Genomic DNA, 17286 nt, shown 5'->3' on the forward strand with positions numbered 1-17286 from the left:
GCTTTTAGCGATATGAGTTAGCTTTATAGTGTGATGCGTCTGGCATTGTCATTGCGGGACCAAACGGCTGTGGTAAGGCAGGCCGGGCCTGCACGGGTAACGGGTGACATCCTTATCGCTATGAGTTTCATTTAGGCTGTCCGGGTCAGCGTCTCATCAATGCAGCGCAGTAGCGCCTGAGTAGCAGGCGAATGCAGCGCCCCCAGACGAAAGGTCAGTCCTATCTCACGGCGGGTATCGGGCAGGTTCAGCGCCAGCGGCGTCAGGATTCCGGCCTGCAACTCATATTCAAGCTGATGCGAAGAGACCACCGCCACCATATCCGAATTCAGCAGCAGTCCGCGCACTATCGCCAGATCGCCACTTTCTACCACCGGCTGAGGCGCAGTCAGCGCTGCGGCCTGAAACGCGCGGTCCAGCAGATGACGGGCAGGAGAGTTCTCACGCGGCAGGATCCATTGCACCTGCTGCAGATCTTCCGGTTTGACGGCACGCCCGCTCAGTGGGTGCTGCGGACGCGTCAGCAGAATCAGTTCTTCATCGAACAGCAGCTGGTTCTGGATATCGGACGCGCTGTGATGCTGACGCAGCGCACCGAGAATAAAATCAATATCTCCGGCGCGCAGTTCTTTAATCAGCGCATCAAAGGCGCTCTCGTTGGTCACCACTTTTATTCCGGGATAGCGCGCCACCAGACGGGTGATCGCCAGCGGTAACAGGCTACTGCGGCACAGCGGGAGCGCACCGACATGCACCGTCCCGGTCAGAATGCCGCGCTGTGCGGCGAGGTCTTCCGGGATATGCCGTATCTCATTGAGGGCACGGCTGATAAACGGGGCGATCTCCTGTCCCGCTGACGTTGGCATCATGCCTTTTGGCGTGCGCTGAAACAGCGGCAGCCCGGCCCCTTTTTCCAGCACCTTCAACGCCGCGCTCACCGCTGGCTGACTGATACCCAGCAACGTCGCCACGCTTTGAGTGTGATGAAGCCGGTCCAGCGCTAAAAAAATTTGCAGCCGTCGCAGGTTAAATAACCAGATCGGTTCCGCCTCTTCACGGCCGTTATCCCGCCGCCGCATTTTGCTGAGGATCGGCGGGATCGCGTGCAGTTCGGTAATGGCTCGCCGGGCGCGCGGCAGGGCACATTTGCCCATCTCGGTCAGCAGCATCCCGCTGGCATGCCGTTCAAACAGCGGCGTCTGTAAACTGTGTTCCAGATCACGCAGCGAACGGGTGATCGCCGACTGGGTACGAAATAAATTTATCGACGCTTCGGAAATCGTGCCGCAGTCCGCAATCATACAAAAAGCGCGTATTTGCATGATTTTAATGTCAAATTCCTGTCTGCCGTTTTCCATTTTTCTTACGCCAGCGATGAGCCCTGAATCACAACATAAATAAAAGTCATAACGCATGCAATGAAAGACATTATCCAGCCGCAGTGCTGCATGCCAGGATGAAAAAAACGGCAAAGGCAGGATGAGATAATGGAAAAGATGAGTAAAAAGAGTGCGTTAGTTGTCAGCGCCCATTCAGCTGATTTTGTCTGGCGTGCGGGGGGGGCCATTGCGCTGCATGCATCGCGGGGTTATGAGGTGCATGTGGTATGCCTCTCTTATGGCGAGCGGGGCGAATCGGCGAAGCTGTGGCGCAGCGGCAACATGACCGAGGCGAAGGTAAAGCAGAGTCGTCAGGAAGAGGCCGAGGCGGCTGCCCGCATTCTCGGGGCGACTATTAGCTTTATGGATCTGGGTGATTATCCGCTGCGCGCTGATAAAGAGACGCTATTCCGGCTGGCGGACATATTCCGTCAGGTGCAGCCGCACTTCGTCCTGACGCATTCGGTTAACGATCCCTATAACTACGATCATCCGCTGGCTGCGCATCTGACGCAGGAAGCGCGGATCATTGCGCAGGCCGAAGGCTATCGTCCTGGTGAAACCATTATCGGCGCGCCGCCGGTCTATAGCTTTGAGCCGCATCAGCCTGAGCAGTGCAACTGGAAACCTGACGTGCTGCTTGATATCAGCGCGGTCTGGGACAAGAAATATGCGGCCATCCAGTGCATGGCGGGTCAGGAACACCTGTGGGAATACTATACGCGGGTAGCTTTGCAGCGGGGCGTTCAGGCCAAACGTAACGTCGGGATCGGCACATCGAAAGTGATCAGCCACGCTGAAGGTTATCAGAGCCTGTTGCCACGGGTGACGGAGGATCTGTCATGAGTCTGGTGAATAAAAAAGGTATCGTTGTGCGCAACATTGCGCGTGCTGATGCCGCGCTGGTGGCCGGTTTTGCCCGTTACGGCGTGGCGACCACCCATGAAGCTCAGGGACGCAGTGGTCTGCTCGACGCTGGTATTCGTCCCATCCAGCAGAACTGCGCGGTAGCCGGCAGCGCGGTGACCGTGCTGGTTTCGCCCGGCGATAACTGGATGTTTCATGTGGCGGTTGAGCAGTGCCAGCCCGGTGACATCCTGCTGGTGGCCCCGACTTCAGCCTGTCACGATGGTTATTTTGGCGATTTGCTGGCGACCTCTTTACAGGCGCACGGCGTGGTGGCGCTGGTGGGGGATATCGGGATTCGTGACAGCCAGACGCTGAGAGATATGCAGTTTCCGGTCTGGTCACGGGCGGTTTACGCGCAGGGCACGGTGAAAGAGACGCTGGGTTCAGTTAACGTGCCGGTCATCTGTGCCGGGCAGCTGATCCATCCGGGAGACATCGTGGTCGCGGATGATGATGGCGTGGTGATTGTGCCGCGTCTGCAGGCCGAATCGGTCGCGGTCGCTGCACAGAAACGTGAAGCACTGGAACAGAGCAAACGTCAGCGGCTGGCTGCCGGTGAGTATGGCCTCGATATTTATCAGATGCGTTCGCAACTGGCTGAAAAGGGGCTGCGCTACGTTGACTCACTTGATCAACTGCAGCAGAGCGGCGTATGAAACAGACCCTGATCCCCTGCATGCTGATGCGCGGCGGAACGTCAAAAGCCGCCTGCTTTCTGGCGACGGATCTGCCGGCAGACAGCGCCACGCGCGATCGCGTCCTGCTGGCGGCGATGGGTTCGCCTGATGCCCGACAGATTGACGGTATCGGTGGTGCCGATTCACTGACCAGTAAAGTGGCGATTATCTCTCCTTCATCGCGTCCGGATGCCGACGTAGACTACCTGTTCGCTCAGGTTAGCGTGGAACAAGCCGTGGTTGATTACGGACAGAACTGCGGAAATATTCTTGCCGCAGTCGGGCCGTTTGCGATTGAAAAAGGGCTGGTAACGGTAACCGGTGCGCTGACAACAGTGCGCATTTATATGGTCAATACCGGCCAGCTTGCTGAAGCGGCCATCGCTACGCCGGAGGGCTGCGTTGAGTATCAGGGCGATACCCGCATTGACGGCGTGCCGGGTTACGCCGCGCAACAAATCCTGAATTTCCAGGACATCGCCGGATCAAGCTGCGGCGCATTGCTGCCGACCGGTAATGCGCGCGACAGCATTGACGGCATTGAGGTGACCTGCATCGATAATGGTATGCCGGTTGTGGTAATCCGTGCCGCCGATTTGCAGCGCAGCGGACGCGAAACGCCGGATCAGTTGAATAAAGATGAGGCGCTGAAAGCACGGCTGGAGTCGATTCGCTTACAGGCGGGACGGTTGATGCATCTGGGCGATGTAGCGCAGCGCAGCGTGCCGAAAATGACGCTGATCTCCGCACCGGTCGACAACGGTTCGATCACCACCCGGACCTTTATTCCTCACCGCTGTCACGCCGCGATTGGCGTGTTAGGCGCGGTCAGTGTCGCTACGGCCTGTCTGGTTGCCGGTTCGGTGGCTCAAGGGCTGGCAAAAATCAGCGCGGCTGCTGAACAACGTCTGATTGTCGAACATCCCAGCGGCGAGTTTAGCGTGATGCTGACGCGTGATGCGGCGGGACATGTGATTAACAGTGGATTGATCCGCACTGCGCGCCTGCTGTTTGACGGGCGCGTGGCCATTCCGGGTTCAGTCTGGTCACGGCAGGAGGGATAAGACAGTTATGCAGATAGCCATTATCGGATTTGGCGAGGCGGGACAAATTTATGCTCACGATCTGGCAAGTGTGGCGCAGGTGCGGGTCTGGGATAAAAAATTCTGCGGGCAGCAGGCTTCTGGCCTGCGGGATGTGGCTCAGCAGTCTGGCGTGCAGCCGGCGGATTCCGTTGCTGAAGCACTGGATGGCGCAGACTGGGTGATATCGCTGGTTACCGCATCAAACGCACTCTGCGTTGCGCGCGAGGTTGCTCCGCTGCTGGCGAACGGCCAGCAACTGCTGGACTTTAATTCGGTTTCACCCGAGACAAAACGTGCCGCCTCGCAAGCAATCGCTGGCGGCGCGGGGACGTATCTGGATGTGGCGGTCATGGCACCGGTGCCGCCCAAACGGCTGGGCACACCGCTGTTAATCGGCGGACCGGCAGCAGACAACGTCGCGGCCCGGTTGAATCATCTGGGCATTAACGCCACGGCGGCCAGCGATCGTATTGGCGATGTCTCAGCCATTAAAATGTGTCGCAGCGTAATGATTAAAGGACTGGAAGCGCTGACCACTGAATGCCTCAGCGCGGCGCAGCAATACGGGGTGGAAGAGGCGGTACTCGCCTCGCTGCACGCCAGTTTTCCTGCGCTGGGTTGGAACCACCACTTGCCGCATTATCTGATCAGTCGGGTGGCCGAGCATGGCGTCCGGCGGGCAGAGGAGATGGCTGAAGTGGTCAAAACCTTGCATGATGTGGCTGTGGCGGGCGTCATGAGCCAGGCGACTCAGCAGGTACAGGCCGATTTACCGGCCCGGATGGCGGCGCTGGGGATTGCTTACCGCGATCTCAGTCCCTTTATCTGGCAGGAGGCTCTGCAACGATTGAGATAACGTTTTCCGGCTCACCGGCTGAGATTTGCTGGCCGCAACCGGCTGGTAACGTCATCACAGAAACAAGGAAACTCATCGCTTAGCGGCTAAAACTCCCTGATTTTCAGCCAGAAAGATCGGTAACGTCTGACCCTTAAATAAAAAAATTAGTACGCCTACACCAATAAGGAGGTCTTCATGACCACAGCGCATTCTGAGCCCTGTCATGATATTGCACATCTTGCACATGTTGAGATTTATACCGACAAATTCGAGGAGAGTCTTGCCTTTTTCGTCGACGTTTATGGTCTTACGGTCTCGGCCAGGGACCATGATCACGCGTGGTTACGTGCCTGGGACGATTATGAATTTCACACCTTAAAACTGACGCGTCATACCACCACCGGAGTCGGACATATCGCTTACCGGGCCAGTTCGCAGGCGGCATTGATGCGGCGCGTCGCGGCCATTGAGGCAAGTGGATATGAAGTGATTGGCTGGAGAGAGGACGATCAGGGTCACGGGCGCGCATTCCGTTTTGCCGATCCCTTTGGACATGTGTTTGAGATTTACTACGATACCGTTCGCTATCAGGCTGAAGCCAATGAGCGGCCTTCGTTAAAAAATATGGCTCAACGCTATCACGGACGTGGCGCGTCTCCCCGTCGTCTCGATCACCTTAATCTGCTGGCGGAGGATGTCAGAGAGTTCAAACGCTTCATGGAAGTCTGCCTCGGTTCACGGCTCACCGAGATGATCGCGCTGGATAATGGCCGGATTGGCGGCTGCTGGTTCACCATCAATAACAAAACTTACGATCTGGCCTGCACTGAAGAGCAGGGAGGCGGCAGGGGCCGTTTGCATCACATCACCTATGCCACCGACACCCGGGAAGATATCCTGCGCGCCGCCGATATTTTTCTGGAAAACGGGGTACACATCGAAACCGGCCCGCATAAACACGCCATTCAGGGCACTTTTTTCCTCTATGTCTGGGAGCCGGCCGGCAATCGAGTTGAGCTGGCTAACTCAGGCGCGCGGCTGATTCTGGCACCAGACTGGCAGCCAATTATCTGGACCGAAGCGGAGCGCAAAAAAGGCCAGGCGTGGGGCCTGAAGACGATTGAAACCTTCCACACGCACGGTACGCCACCCGTCGCGAAGTGAACATCGGCAGTCAGATGACGAAATCGTCAAACCGGTCATCTGGCTGTTGTTAAAACAGAGAAAAGTCGGATCGATAACGGGTATTAGTTACATCATACATTGGTTGTTCCGTTAATAAGTCATCAAACATTGTGCCTGTTGGTTTTTGCGAATCAGCATGAGAGGTCGATATAAAGGGGGCTTCGGGGTAACCGATTAATCAAAGCGGCTGGCATTACCGCGCTGCACGCTGGCCCGATACACAATCGGCATCATCCACAGGATCGGCATCAATACCGGCGATAAAAACGCTAAAAGAGCAGGGCGTGCGCAGGGCAAACCGGCCGGGGATGGCTGCGCCGTCAGGCTGATAATGGCGGCTGCAGCTGGTAAATCCAGGCGGTTAACTGCTGATTGTTGCCGGTGTTAACCGTCACTTCAACCCGATCGTAGCCATCTTCAAATTCATCCAGCATCGGCCAGTGCTCGTCGAGCCGATCGGAGATAAACAGATAACCCGGCACGGGTGACGCCTGGTCATCCAGAATGATGCCGGGGAAATCAGCCGCCGCACCCCAGCCACGCGGGTAGAAAATGCCGGTCACCGAACCGGGCAGCCATTCACCGCCAATCTGTTCCAGGATATGGGCATTCTCACGGCCAGGGCAAAGCGTGCCATAAACAAATAAGCGTTTCATTTTTCCTCATCAGGATCACAGCCGAAGCCGGCAACTTTAACCTGCCTGAAAGCCGTTGTCATGTCAGCCGGGTTTTATCATCGGACGCTAATTCAGCCAGCGATAAAATGACGCGCTGTGATAAATTCTGCGGCCCAGTAGTCACGCGGCAGGCGCAGAATTCACGTAGCGTTGTCAAAATCGCGGGGTGTTTCAGCCGTTTTATCCTGATTGGCCGGTAAAGGAAGCAGACAATCTTCATCGGGCAATGCCAGTGACTTAGCGTGTTTGCAGTAGCAAAGGCCGGTTTAGTAGGCATTAGCTGGCAGGAAGACAGCAACGACAAAGCCCGGTACAGTGCGGTTTATCTGGCAGCGCGACAATCAGTAACGATGTCGAGCCGTTTAATAACAATGGTGCAGGAGATTGTTTGCCGCTGCGTCTGGTGTGGCCAACCGAACGTGCCGTTGCAGAAGTACGGTTGCCGCAAAGCATACGGAAGCAAGACGTGATGAATCAAAGGATGAGGCCGCAAAGCATGTTGAGCGAGAACGATGTCGCACGGGAAAGTTGTCGCAAAGAGGATTGCAGAATGATCGCTGGAGTTACGGCGTTCCTGACACAGAGGAAAGCGGTTTATGCCAGCGAACGCAGAAAGAGAATCCGGGGAATGATCTATAGGTTGGTCTGAGAGTAAAGAAGGTATTGAGCCAGTCAGGATCATGGGTCGAACGAGAGTAAACGGCAGAATCAAGCGATGTCCGGCCATCATAATCAGGCGGTTATCTAAAGGCGCATAATGTATATTATGTTAAATAAGGTATTAACACGGCAATATCTGACTCAGCCACAGCGATCATATTATCCCCTTTCCTCTGCCTTCCCGATTTTATCCCTCGCCTATGAGGTCCGCATCTGTGCCGTCGACAGTAAGCCATTTCAACGCTCCTCGTTACGCGTTTCACTTCTTATTGCCACGCATCTCTTTTTGCCGTTGTTGTTCAGCACGGCGCTGCTTATCCCGACCAATTCTGGCTACATTATTTTTCAGCGCCGCGGCTTTGATCGGCAACTCTTTAGTCCAGAAAGCTTGCGGCACGTAGTAACTTTCTGGCTCAGCTTCAAATACCGCAGCAAGCTGCTCCAGAATTAGATGCAGGCTTATGTTGTGCTCGACCTGAACACGTATATTTGTTTCCTGCATGGATATCCGGAAGAACTCGTCGAGGTAGGCTTTCATCTCACGAAACCTGACTGGACACCTTTCCGCTTCATCAGCGGGATCGGTGACTGCATCAAATTTCTCCAGTAAAAAGTAGACAACAGGAAGCATCATCGCTTTGATACGAGCGACTTCTATTGCCGGATTACGTTTCAAATCGCTAAGATTGCTTAACCTTGCACGGATACAAGCGATCGGATTGATGATCCTGATAAGTTCGTGTGATTCTGCAGATGTGGCGCTATCTTGCTCAATCATAAACCTCTCAGTGTTTAACTGCAGTCTATCGCCGGAAAAGTCTTTGTAGCTGAATCCTGATGGAAAATCGATAACATCCACCGTGTTTGGACGTTCAGGACTATCCGGGTCTGCAAAGAATCGGCCATCAACGTTTTTAATCTGTTGTGTTTTAAGGTCAACCAGGGCAAATCGTGCCAGTGATGGTGGCTGTCCTTGTTCATTCATATTCGGATCCACACCGAGAGCTGCAGCTATTGCAGCGACATCATGGCGTCGGGCGGCGTAATCGACATCTACGGAGGTAACAAGACGGGCATCTGGCAGAGCATCTCTGTAAAGCTCCCGGTAATAAGCAACCCAGTACTGAATGGCTTGTCCGCCCACGGTTATTACGGGATCAGATAAAGTATTAGCCTTATCAATCAATTTCTTATTGAGAATATAGGCTTGTTCAAAAGGCGGGATGACAGGATCAGGTGACATAAAAAAACCATCTGCTGGAAGATGGTTCATTTTGCTTTGCCTTATCAGACAGCATCAGGAAAAGCTGACGATATGCTTAGATGAAAGTTTACAGGATTTACTGTAGCGCGATTTCTCGGCAGGTTTATATCCGTCTTCACCCCGGACAATGGCTGCCGCTTTTTCATCATAACGCTTGTGTTGTGCTTCTTTGATTTCAGACGGAGTCATTTTAAGAAACCACATTACCTTTCAGTAAACAATACTACAAATTTATACCCTTTCGTCTGACCATTCCAGTGTTTCGAACGACAAAACTCGTCTGCCGGCTGATTTAGCCTCGGCCAGCCCATGATGCTTAAACAGAGAAGATGACTACACTGACAAACTGCCGATGTAATTTCAAAAATGAAAATCAATTAATCTGATTGAGATTTTATTATTGTAAATCAATAAGTAACCACCCTTTCCTCTCGGCTTCATTTGCTCGCAGAAACCTCCGGGAAACATTATCTCAACAGCTTGCGCTGGCCTGAAGTCCACCGGTATAAGGTTAGTGTTGCGATGTTAACGGTTGCTGAAGCACTCATGCGGTGAAAATGCCGTATTGGTGAAACGTAATTCGGGCGGCATCATGATACCGCCCGGCCTGCTTATTTCAGATGTGACCGCAGCTCTTCACCGGCCTGGCTGATAGCCGTTCTGACCGTTGGTTCCTGGCTTAATGCGTTCAGCAAACCGTAATCATGAATCATGCCGTTATAACGCGTCACGGTAACCGGTACGCCCGCTGCATCCAGCTTACGACCAAACGCTTCACCTTCATCACGTAACACGTCCAGTTCTGCGGTCTGAATCAGCGTCGGTGGCAACCCTTTCAGCTGTGCGGTCGTTGCCCGCAACGGCGACGCCAGGATGTTATTACGATCTTTTTCTGATGTGGTGTAGTTATCCCAGAACCACTTCATCATGTTCTTCGTCAGGAAATGTCCGTCAGCAAACCGATCATAGGACGCGGTATCAAACCGCGCATCGGTAACCGGCCACAGCATCACGTCATAACGAATGGCTGGGGTTTTAAACTGTTTCGCCTGCAAAGCAACCGCAGCCACCATGTTACCGCCAACGCTGTTGCCAACCAGCGCCAGACGTTTACCGTCAACGCCAATTTCAGCGCCGTGTTCGGCAACCCATTTAGTGGCTTCATAAGCCTGAGTAATCGCCACCGGGAAATGCGCTTCTGGCGACGGCTGATAATTGACAAATACCGCAGCTGCGCCGGAAGCATTCACTATGTCACGTACCAGCCGCTCATGGGTCGGAAAATCACCCAGCACCCAGCCGCCGCCGTGAAAGAACATGAACACCGGCAATGTACCGCTGGCGTGCTCAGGCTTAACGATGGTCAGCGTCAGTGGCTGGCCCAGTACAGTAATGGTCTTTTGTGAAACCTGTGCCGGCGGCAGTTCTGCGCCCTTCTGCGCGCCAGTCAACACCGCTCGGGCGTCTTTAACCGACAGCTGCTCAATCGGTTTGCCACCGCCGCTGTTCAGCGCTGTCAGAAAAGCGGCAACGCCGGCGGTCGGTTGTGGGCTGTTTTCAGTCGGTGCAGCAAACGCGGTACTCATCTGGCTGGCTAACAATAATGCACTGGCGGTCAGTTTCATTTTCATCACAGGATCTCCATTAATTTGCTATTAAGTAGTGCGCTATCTGGTTGGCAAGACAATGACACGCCAGAGCTGAATTGTAAACTATCAAATAGTGCGCTATTTAAATGATGCGTTCACGCTGTCATGCATTCTTCGCCTTTAACCGCCAACCTTGCGGCTATCTGCATCAATTATCTGCCACTAAGCACCCTTTCTGAGAAGTTTAAAAAAATCAAAACTTAGGTAAAGACCCTGCTTTTCTGACTGTTCAGCCATTACAATCCGCACACTGCCTGATGACTGTAAGTTGAAAGAGTAAATGTATGATGTAACTAAGTAGAGTTCTGGCTCATGGCTTCTGACGGATGCGCCTCGGAAATTTCACATTTTCCGCCGCAAATTGTCGCTCTGTCGCCAACCGCTCTACTATTGCTGCAAATAAACCCCGTCAATATCAGCGCCCTGTTCCCGCAGGATAAAACCGCCAGCGCGGGCAGCTACCGCGTAGTGTTCAAAACCGGTGACTTCTATAAAAAGAACAACCAGAAAACCTTCTTCCCGGAAATCCCGGTTGAGTTCAACATGGAGGCCAGTGGCGAGCATTACCACATTCCGCTGTTGCTGAGCCCGTTCGGTTACTCAACCTATCGCGGTAACTAAGCCTGTTGAACGCATCCGGCACGCTGACCGTGCCGGATTAACCCTCTCCCGCCACCCGCGCCGGAAAACACTCCGCCAGCCAGTCGATAAACACCCGCAACCGATGCGTAACGTGACGATTCTGCGGATAGACCAGATGAAACGGATAGCCCGCTGGCCGCCAGTCGCGCAGTATTTCCACCAGTTCCCCCTGTTGCAGAAGTGCCCCAAGGCTGTAGCTGAAGGTCTGGATAATCCCCAGCCCGGCCAGTCCCGCCGCCAGATGCGCATTACTTTCATTTACGCCAATCCGATGCGCACTCTTGATCTCGATTTTCTCGCCGTTGCGTTCAAAACGCAGTGGAAACGGCCTGCCGCTCTGCGGTGACAGATAGCTGACCAGCCGGTGACCATTGCGCAATTCATCCGGATACGCCGGCACGCCAAAGGCTTTCAGATAGGCAGGCGTGGCGCAGGTAATCAGCGTGGCGTACCCCATATTACGGGCAATAAGTGAAGAATCGACCAGCGGTCCGCCGCGTATCACACAGTCAACGTTATCGCTGACCAGGTCGATCGGTCGATCGGCCACCCCGAGATCCAGCGTGATGTCGGGATAACGAGCAAAGAAATCAGGCAGCAGCGGGATCAGTACCTCCCGGGCGGTGGAACCGCCGATATCGATGCGTAAATGCCCGCGCGGTTTACTGCGCAGCACGTTAAACGAAGCATCGATATCGTCGAGATCGTGCAGGATACGCAGCGATTTTTCATAATATTCCCGCCCTTCTGAGGTTACCGTCACCCGCCGGGTGGTGCGCTGGAGCAGCCTGACCGACAGATGGGTTTCCAGCTGCTGGACCAGCTTGCTGAGGGTCGCTTTCGGCATATTCAGCAAGTCAGCCGCACGGGTAAAACTGCCGCTCTCCACCACCCGAGCGAAGGCTTTGATAGCCAGTAACTGATCCATTTTCTCCCCCTTATTATCCATCACCGTGGATAGTTATTTTCATTTTACCCGATTTATCTGCCAATCCTGCCGCTCTACAGTAGCCATCAGTCGGGCAACGTAACGGCCCGGGACACATCGGCTTTATAACCTACCTTATCCGGAGAGCAACAGATGAACCCATCACTGGCAGGAAAGATTGCACTGATCACCGGCGGCACCAGCGGAATTGGTCTGGCGACGGCTATCGAACTGGCATCACAGGGCGCGCAGGTCTTTATCACCGGCCGACGCCAGGCTGAACTGGATGCCGCCGTCGCGGAAATCGGCAGCGCCGCCACCGGCATCCGCGCCGATGCTTCGCAATTGCATGACCTTGATACGGTTTACGCCCGCATCGCCAGTCAGGCTGGACGGCTTGATATTCTGTTCGCCAACGCCGGCGGCGGTGACATGATGCCATTGGGGGCAATCACCGAAGAGCATGTTGATCGCATCTTCGGCACCAACGTGCGTGGCGTGCTGTTTACCGTGCAGAAAGCTTTGCCACTGCTGGTCGATGGCGCATCTATTATTCTGACCGGCTCCACCACCTCGATTCAGGGCACCGCGGCCTTTAGCGTTTACAGCGCCAGCAAAGCCGCCGTGCGTAACTTCGCCCGTTCGTGGGCACTGGATCTGAAAGAGCGTGGCATTCGCGTCAACGTCGTCAGCCCCGGCCCGGTCCGCACGCCTGGCCTTGGCGGGTTGGTGAGTGAAGATCAGCAACAGGGACTGTTTGATGCGCTGGCGGCTCAGATCCCGCTCGGTCGGCTGGGCAAACCCGAAGAGGTTGCCAAAACGGTGGCGTTTCTCGCCTCGGATGCAGCCAGCTTTATCAACGGCACCGAACTGTTTGTTGATGGCGGCATGGCGCAGGTCTGACTTTCATCCCGCGACGGATCAGCAAGAACGGTGCAGTCAGGCCGTTCTCTTTGCGGATAACCGGTGCGGAAAATCATCGCCACACCGGATAGATACACTCAGCGTCTGACTCCCTGGCAAGCCCCTTAAGCGCGGCGGCAATCCGCAGCAACCCTGCCCGCTGTCATAAAATGTCACGTTGCGCCGCCCCCAATCCGCCTAATCCCCCGCTATAGTTATTCCCTGTCACGTTAGTCATAAAACCATGGAGATAACATGAGCCAACTTTTTTCACCTGTCTCACTGGGCGAACTTGCGCTGGAAAACCGCATTGTGATTGCGCCGATGTGCCAGTATTCAGCCGAAGCCGGCAATGCCTCCGCCTGGCACCGAATCCACCTTGGCCAGCTGGCTTTTTCCGGCGCCGGTTTGCTGATTATTGAAGCCACCGCCGTCGAAGATATCGGCCGTATCTCTCCCGGTGATTTAGGGCTGTGGAATGATGACAATGAAGCAGCGCTGAAGTCAGTGCTGGAGGATGTCCGTCGCTACTCGTCGATTCCGATTGGCATTCAGCTGGGACACGCCGGACGCAAAGCGTCATGCGCAGTGCCGTGGGAAGGCGGCAAACAGATTGCGCCTGATGCAGCAGAGGGCTGGCAAACCGTGGCACCTTCGGCGCTGAGCTACAGCGAAGATGAAGCCAAACCGCTGGCGATGGACGCCGACGCGCTGGCGCGGGTAAAACAGGCGTTTGTCGACAGCGCCCGCCGGTCAGTAAAGCTTGGCATTGAGCTGATTGAGGTGCACGCCGCACACGGCTATCTGCTGCACCAGTTCCTCTCGCCGCTGTCGAACCAGCGCAGCGATGAGTACGGTGGCTCGCTGGAAAACCGGATGCGCTTCCCGCTGGAGGTGTTCCAGGCGGTGCGTGATGCGGTGCCAGCGTCAGTACCGGTTGGCGTGCGCATTTCGGCGACGGATTGGGTTGAGGGTGGCTGGGAAGTAAATCAGTCGATCGCCTTCTCCCGCGAGCTGGAAGCGCGCAACTGCGCCTATATTCACGTCTCCAGCGGTGGTTTGTCTGACAAGCAAAAAATCAGCGTCGGCCCGAATTACCAGGTACCGTTTGCCCGCGATATTCGTGAGCAGGTATCCATTCCGGTGATTGCGGTTGGTCTGATCACCGAGCCACAGCAGGCAGAAGATCTGTTGCAGCAGGGTGAAGCCGATCTGGTGGCACTGGCACGCGGTATTCTCTACGATCCGCGCTGGCCGTGGCACGCAGCGGCCGCGCTGGACGGTAAAGTCCGGGTTCCGCCGCAGTATCTGCGATCAGAACCGCACGACGTCAAAGGCATCCTGACCCGCGACGAATAAGCACACTGGCAGGCCGTCGTGAGGCGGCCTGCCAGCCAGATTGCTAAAGAATGCCCTTCAGACGCAGATGTTGCAGCAGCATGATGGTTTTCGCATCCATGATGTCACCGTCCGTAATCGCCTGCAGCGCCTGGTCAAAATCCATCTCCAGTACCTCAATATCTTCCCCCTCCTCAGCGATACCGCCGCCCTCACCGTTGCGCTGCTGATCGGCATATTCAGCGATAAAGAAGTAGAGCTTTTCGGTAACCGATCCGGGACTCATAAAGGCTTCAAACACCTTCTCGACCCGCGTGACGCGAAAACCGGTCTCCTCTTCGGCTTCGGCAACAATGCGCGTCTCCGGCGAGGCGTTATCCAGTAGTCCCGCCGCCGCTTCAATCAGGAAGCCGTCGTGCCCGTTAAGGTAGATTGGAAAACGGAACTGGCGCGTCAGCACCACGCTTTTTTTGTCACGGTTATACAGCAGGACCACCGCACCGTTGCCGCGGTCATAGGCTTCCCGGCTCTGCTCCTGCCATTGCCCATCACGCCGTAACAGCGAAAAGGTGTATTTCTTCAGGGTGTACCAGTTATCCGACAGCAACTGCTCGCTGATGATGCGCACACGGTCACGGTTCTGCTGCATAGTGATCTCCTCAATGAGTGGACAGCGGTCACGCTATCATGCACAATCGTGCAATATCAAGAAAAAACAGGCAGAAAAACTGATGTTATCAGGACAACGTAAACAGGCGATCCTCGCCCTGCTCGCCAGCGAAAAGCAGGTGCAGTCGCGCGACCTCAGCCAGCGATTTGGTGTCTCAGAGGACTCTGTACGACGGGATTTGCGTGAAATGGCGGCCGAAGGACTGTTGCAGCGGGTCCATGGCGGTGCCCTGCCGGTTTCCGCTGCGCTGGCGGGATTTGAAACACGCAAAAACGTGCAAACCGACTCAAAACGGGCGATTGCGCAGAAAGCCGTTGCGCTGATTCAGCCCGGACAGATCGTTCTGATCGATGGCGGGACCACCAGCGCTGAACTGGTGCGACTGTTGCCCGCGACGCTGGATTTTACCGCAGTGACTCACAGTCCGAGCGTGGCGCTGGCGTTGGCCGATCATCCGCGCGTCGAGGTGATCCTGATTGGCGGCCAGCTTTATAAACACTCAGTAGTGGCGGTCGGCGCGGCGATGCTGGAATCGATCAACCGCATCAATGCCGATCTGTTTTTCATGGGGGTTACCGGTGTGCATCCGGCCGCAGGCTTTACCACCGGTAATTTTGAAGAGGCTACGGTAAAACGCGCGCTGGCCGGTCGGGCGGCGGAAACCGTGGTTATGGCCTCAGCCGAGAAACTCAATTCCGCTTCAGCCTTTGCGATTGGCGATCTCTCGCTGGCCAGTACGCTGGTGATCGATACGCCGCCGGGCGAGCCGCTGCGTCAGGCACTGACCGCCCACGGCGTCACCCTTATCTGAGGGCGTAACAGGCCTGTAAAGCCAGATGCGGCGCGGTCAGCGGCCGCTGGCTGACAGCAAACTGCTGCGCCACTGGTGTCATCGAGCTTTGCGCCAGTGCCACCTGACCTGCGCCCTGCTGATAAGCCTGCTGCGCCGCTTCTGCAATCAGGGCAAAATAACCCGCACTATCACCGGCTTTAAAGGCTGCCCAGGCGCCCTCCACCAGCCGGACCTCAACCTCGCTCCCTGCCCGGCAAAACAATGATCGGGTCGCTTCCAGCGTCGATTCCGCAGCACAAAGCGCAACCGAGGGTCCCTGATGACGCTGCAGCGCTTCGGCCAGCATTTTATCGCTACGCAGCACCCAGCCATGCTGACCGGCAGCGACAAAATCATCGGCGACCGGTGCCAGGGTTGAGCAGGTAATCACAATCGCATCCATCTGCGGCAGCAAGGCATCAATCAGCCGGGCGATCCGGGCGCGTAATTCCGCCGTCATGCCGCCACTGCGCTCCGCCTCTGCCAGCCAGTCGGGCATCACCAGGTGGTTAAGCGGCGGTGTAGTGGTAGACAGCGAGGCGGCAGCGTCGTCAAAAATGGCGATATTACTGGCCGCAGTATGAAGGCAGAGCAGGTTCATGGTTCTCTCCGGGCTGGGTGATGTGAGATGAGTGAGCAGCTAACAGACTTTACCCGTTTAGCTGCCCTGTCCAGCGCTTAAGGCGATCCGCTGACGTAAAAAGTCGATAAAGCCGCGCACCTTTTCCGCAACGTGTCGGGTATCCGGATAGACGGCATAAATGCCCTGCATCGGAAAAGCGTAATCCGGCAGCAGATGACACAGACTGCCGCGTTCAATCGCCTCACTCACCAGCCACGCCGGCAGCAGCGCGACCCCATTACCCTGCAGCGCAAATGCCATCAGTGCCGCCGCGCTGTCCGCTGAAAACCTGACCGGCCGGGTTATCTCAAACGGTACCCGCTGACCGTCCGGACCGCTAAGCTGCCAGCGCAGCGGGTCGGTAAGCCGGTTATGCACAATCCAGTCGGCCTGCGCCAGCGCGCTCAGCGAGTCAACCGGATGGTGGTTCAGCCATTCAGGTGAGGCCACCGGCAGTATCGCAAATCGATCCAGCAGCGCCGCCCGATGAGTGGAATCCGCTAACCGGCCCAACCGGATAGCCACATCAAAACGGCCGGAAATCAGATCGTCGGTCGCGGTCGAAGCGACGTGCCGGATACGCAAATCGGGATGTCGCCGCTGAAAGGCAGTAAGCGCCGGAATAATCATCTGCACCCCATATTCCGGCGTACTGGTGATATGCAGCTCGCCGGTTAATCCACGGTGATCGCGCTGCACGTCGTCAAGCATTCCCTGCGCATCCTGCAACAGCGTTACGCTGCGCCGGTAAAAGGTGTCGCCTGCCGCGGTCAACGCCAGCCGCCGGGTGGTACGCAGCAGCAGGCTCACGCCCAGTTCCGCTTCAAGCTGCCGCAGGCTGAAACTTACTGCCGCTTTAGTCTGGCCAAGCGAGGCCGCGGCGGCGGTAAAACTGCCGCTCTCCACCACCGCCACAAACATCGCCACCCGCTGTAGATTGAGCATCGGCATCATCCTTATTGTCAAAAAAGCGTTGACAGTATATCGCTGAATCCGGGGTTTATCTGACATTCTGCCGCGCCTAAAGT

The 17286-nt window shown here is 55.7% G+C and carries 17 protein-coding genes and 1 pseudogene; 9 read left to right on the plus strand and 9 right to left on the minus strand.

Features of this window, described 5'->3' with window-relative positions; translation table 11 throughout:
• Window positions 1-131 precede the first annotated feature (131 nt).
• Window positions 132-1358, minus strand: coding sequence for a LysR family transcriptional regulator (locus tag ACLIBF_RS10850; protein WP_031376888.1), 1227 nt, complete (start codon window positions 1356-1358; stop codon window positions 132-134).
• Between the two features lie 129 nt (window positions 1359-1487).
• On the opposite strand from ACLIBF_RS10850, the gene ACLIBF_RS10855 reads away from it, so the two are divergent.
• The 5 genes from ACLIBF_RS10855 (at window position 1488) to ACLIBF_RS10875 (ending at window position 6052) form a co-directional block, all read left to right on the plus strand.
• Complete coding sequence (locus ACLIBF_RS10855; RefSeq protein ID WP_425028393.1) at window positions 1488-2225, plus strand: PIG-L deacetylase family protein; 738 nt, start codon at window positions 1488-1490, stop codon at window positions 2223-2225.
• Window positions 2222-2944, plus strand: a complete 723-nt coding sequence (locus ACLIBF_RS10860; protein WP_069728314.1) for a 4-carboxy-4-hydroxy-2-oxoadipate aldolase/oxaloacetate decarboxylase — start codon at window positions 2222-2224, stop codon at window positions 2942-2944. Before ACLIBF_RS10855 ends, ACLIBF_RS10860 begins: the two co-directional genes overlap by 4 nt.
• Window positions 2941-4029 carry a 4-oxalomesaconate tautomerase gene (locus ACLIBF_RS10865; protein ID WP_279809852.1) on the plus strand — a complete coding sequence of 363 codons (1089 nt, stop codon included), beginning with the start codon at window positions 2941-2943 and terminating at the stop codon, window positions 4027-4029. Before ACLIBF_RS10860 ends, ACLIBF_RS10865 begins: the two co-directional genes overlap by 4 nt.
• Window positions 4030-4036: 7 nt before the next feature.
• Window positions 4037-4906: an NAD(P)-dependent oxidoreductase gene (locus ACLIBF_RS10870; RefSeq protein WP_046288315.1), complete on the plus strand. Its 870-nt coding sequence runs from the start codon at window positions 4037-4039 to the stop codon at window positions 4904-4906.
• A 177-nt stretch (window positions 4907-5083) separates the two neighbouring features.
• On the plus strand, window positions 5084-6052 hold the full coding sequence (locus ACLIBF_RS10875; protein ID WP_279809853.1) for a VOC family protein: 969 nt from the start codon (window positions 5084-5086) through the stop codon (window positions 6050-6052).
• A gap of 341 nt (window positions 6053-6393) precedes the next feature.
• Here ACLIBF_RS10875 and ACLIBF_RS10880 read toward each other — a convergent pair whose 3' ends face one another.
• The 4 genes from ACLIBF_RS10880 to ACLIBF_RS10895 all read right to left on the minus strand — a co-directional run bounded on the left by ACLIBF_RS10880 (window position 6394) and on the right by ACLIBF_RS10895 (window position 10305).
• Complete coding sequence (locus tag ACLIBF_RS10880) at window positions 6394-6729, minus strand: gamma-glutamylcyclotransferase family protein (protein ID WP_031376892.1); 336 nt, start codon at window positions 6727-6729, stop codon at window positions 6394-6396.
• 940 nt (window positions 6730-7669) lie between these two features.
• Entirely contained in the window at window positions 7670-8683 is a 1014-nt protein-coding gene (locus tag ACLIBF_RS10885; RefSeq protein WP_084227789.1) for a hypothetical protein, read from the minus strand.
• Between the two features lie 24 nt (window positions 8684-8707).
• Window positions 8708-8878, minus strand: coding sequence for a hypothetical protein (locus ACLIBF_RS10890; RefSeq protein ID WP_158087049.1), 171 nt, complete (start codon window positions 8876-8878; stop codon window positions 8708-8710).
• A gap of 407 nt (window positions 8879-9285) precedes the next feature.
• On the minus strand, window positions 9286-10305 hold the full coding sequence (locus ACLIBF_RS10895) for an alpha/beta hydrolase (RefSeq protein WP_159222974.1): 1020 nt from the start codon (window positions 10303-10305) through the stop codon (window positions 9286-9288).
• 432 nt (window positions 10306-10737) lie between these two features.
• Here ACLIBF_RS10895 and uraH point away from each other — a divergent pair.
• Window positions 10738-10944, plus strand: a pseudogene (gene uraH, locus ACLIBF_RS10900) (hydroxyisourate hydrolase); the annotation flags it as partial.
• Window positions 10945-10981: 37 nt separating this feature from the next.
• On the opposite strand, the gene ACLIBF_RS10905 reads toward uraH, so the two are convergent.
• On the minus strand, window positions 10982-11893 hold the full coding sequence (locus ACLIBF_RS10905; protein WP_279809854.1) for a LysR family transcriptional regulator: 912 nt from the start codon (window positions 11891-11893) through the stop codon (window positions 10982-10984).
• Window positions 11894-12046: 153 nt separating this feature from the next.
• Here ACLIBF_RS10905 and ACLIBF_RS10910 point away from each other — a divergent pair, with 153 nt between their 5' ends.
• Entirely contained in the window at window positions 12047-12796 is a 750-nt protein-coding gene (locus ACLIBF_RS10910) for a glucose 1-dehydrogenase (RefSeq protein ID WP_069728307.1), read from the plus strand.
• A gap of 255 nt (window positions 12797-13051) precedes the next feature.
• Complete coding sequence (locus ACLIBF_RS10915) at window positions 13052-14155, plus strand: NADH:flavin oxidoreductase/NADH oxidase (RefSeq protein WP_279809855.1); 1104 nt, start codon at window positions 13052-13054, stop codon at window positions 14153-14155.
• Window positions 14156-14198: 43 nt separating this feature from the next.
• Here ACLIBF_RS10915 and ACLIBF_RS10920 read toward each other — a convergent pair whose 3' ends face one another.
• A complete protein-coding gene (locus ACLIBF_RS10920; protein WP_031376899.1) occupies window positions 14199-14783 on the minus strand; it encodes an NUDIX domain-containing protein in 585 nt (194 codons plus the stop codon).
• Window positions 14784-14865: 82 nt separating this feature from the next.
• Here ACLIBF_RS10920 and ACLIBF_RS10925 point away from each other — a divergent pair, with 82 nt between their 5' ends.
• Window positions 14866-15615 (plus strand): DeoR/GlpR family DNA-binding transcription regulator, encoded by a 750-nt coding sequence (locus ACLIBF_RS10925; RefSeq protein ID WP_279809856.1) that lies wholly within the window; start codon window positions 14866-14868, stop codon window positions 15613-15615.
• Here ACLIBF_RS10925 and ACLIBF_RS10930 read toward each other — a convergent pair.
• Both ACLIBF_RS10930 and ACLIBF_RS10935 read right to left on the minus strand, forming a co-directional pair.
• Complete coding sequence (locus tag ACLIBF_RS10930; protein WP_371316225.1) at window positions 15608-16237, minus strand: glutamate racemase; 630 nt, start codon at window positions 16235-16237, stop codon at window positions 15608-15610. The two genes, ACLIBF_RS10925 and ACLIBF_RS10930, sit on opposite strands and share 8 nt — an antisense overlap.
• Before the next feature lie 57 nt (window positions 16238-16294).
• Window positions 16295-17203: a LysR family transcriptional regulator gene (locus tag ACLIBF_RS10935; RefSeq protein ID WP_031376902.1), complete on the minus strand. Its 909-nt coding sequence runs from the start codon at window positions 17201-17203 to the stop codon at window positions 16295-16297.
• Between the last annotated feature and the right edge of the window lie 83 nt (window positions 17204-17286).

This window comes from Pantoea sp. PGP6 (assembly GCF_053474785.1).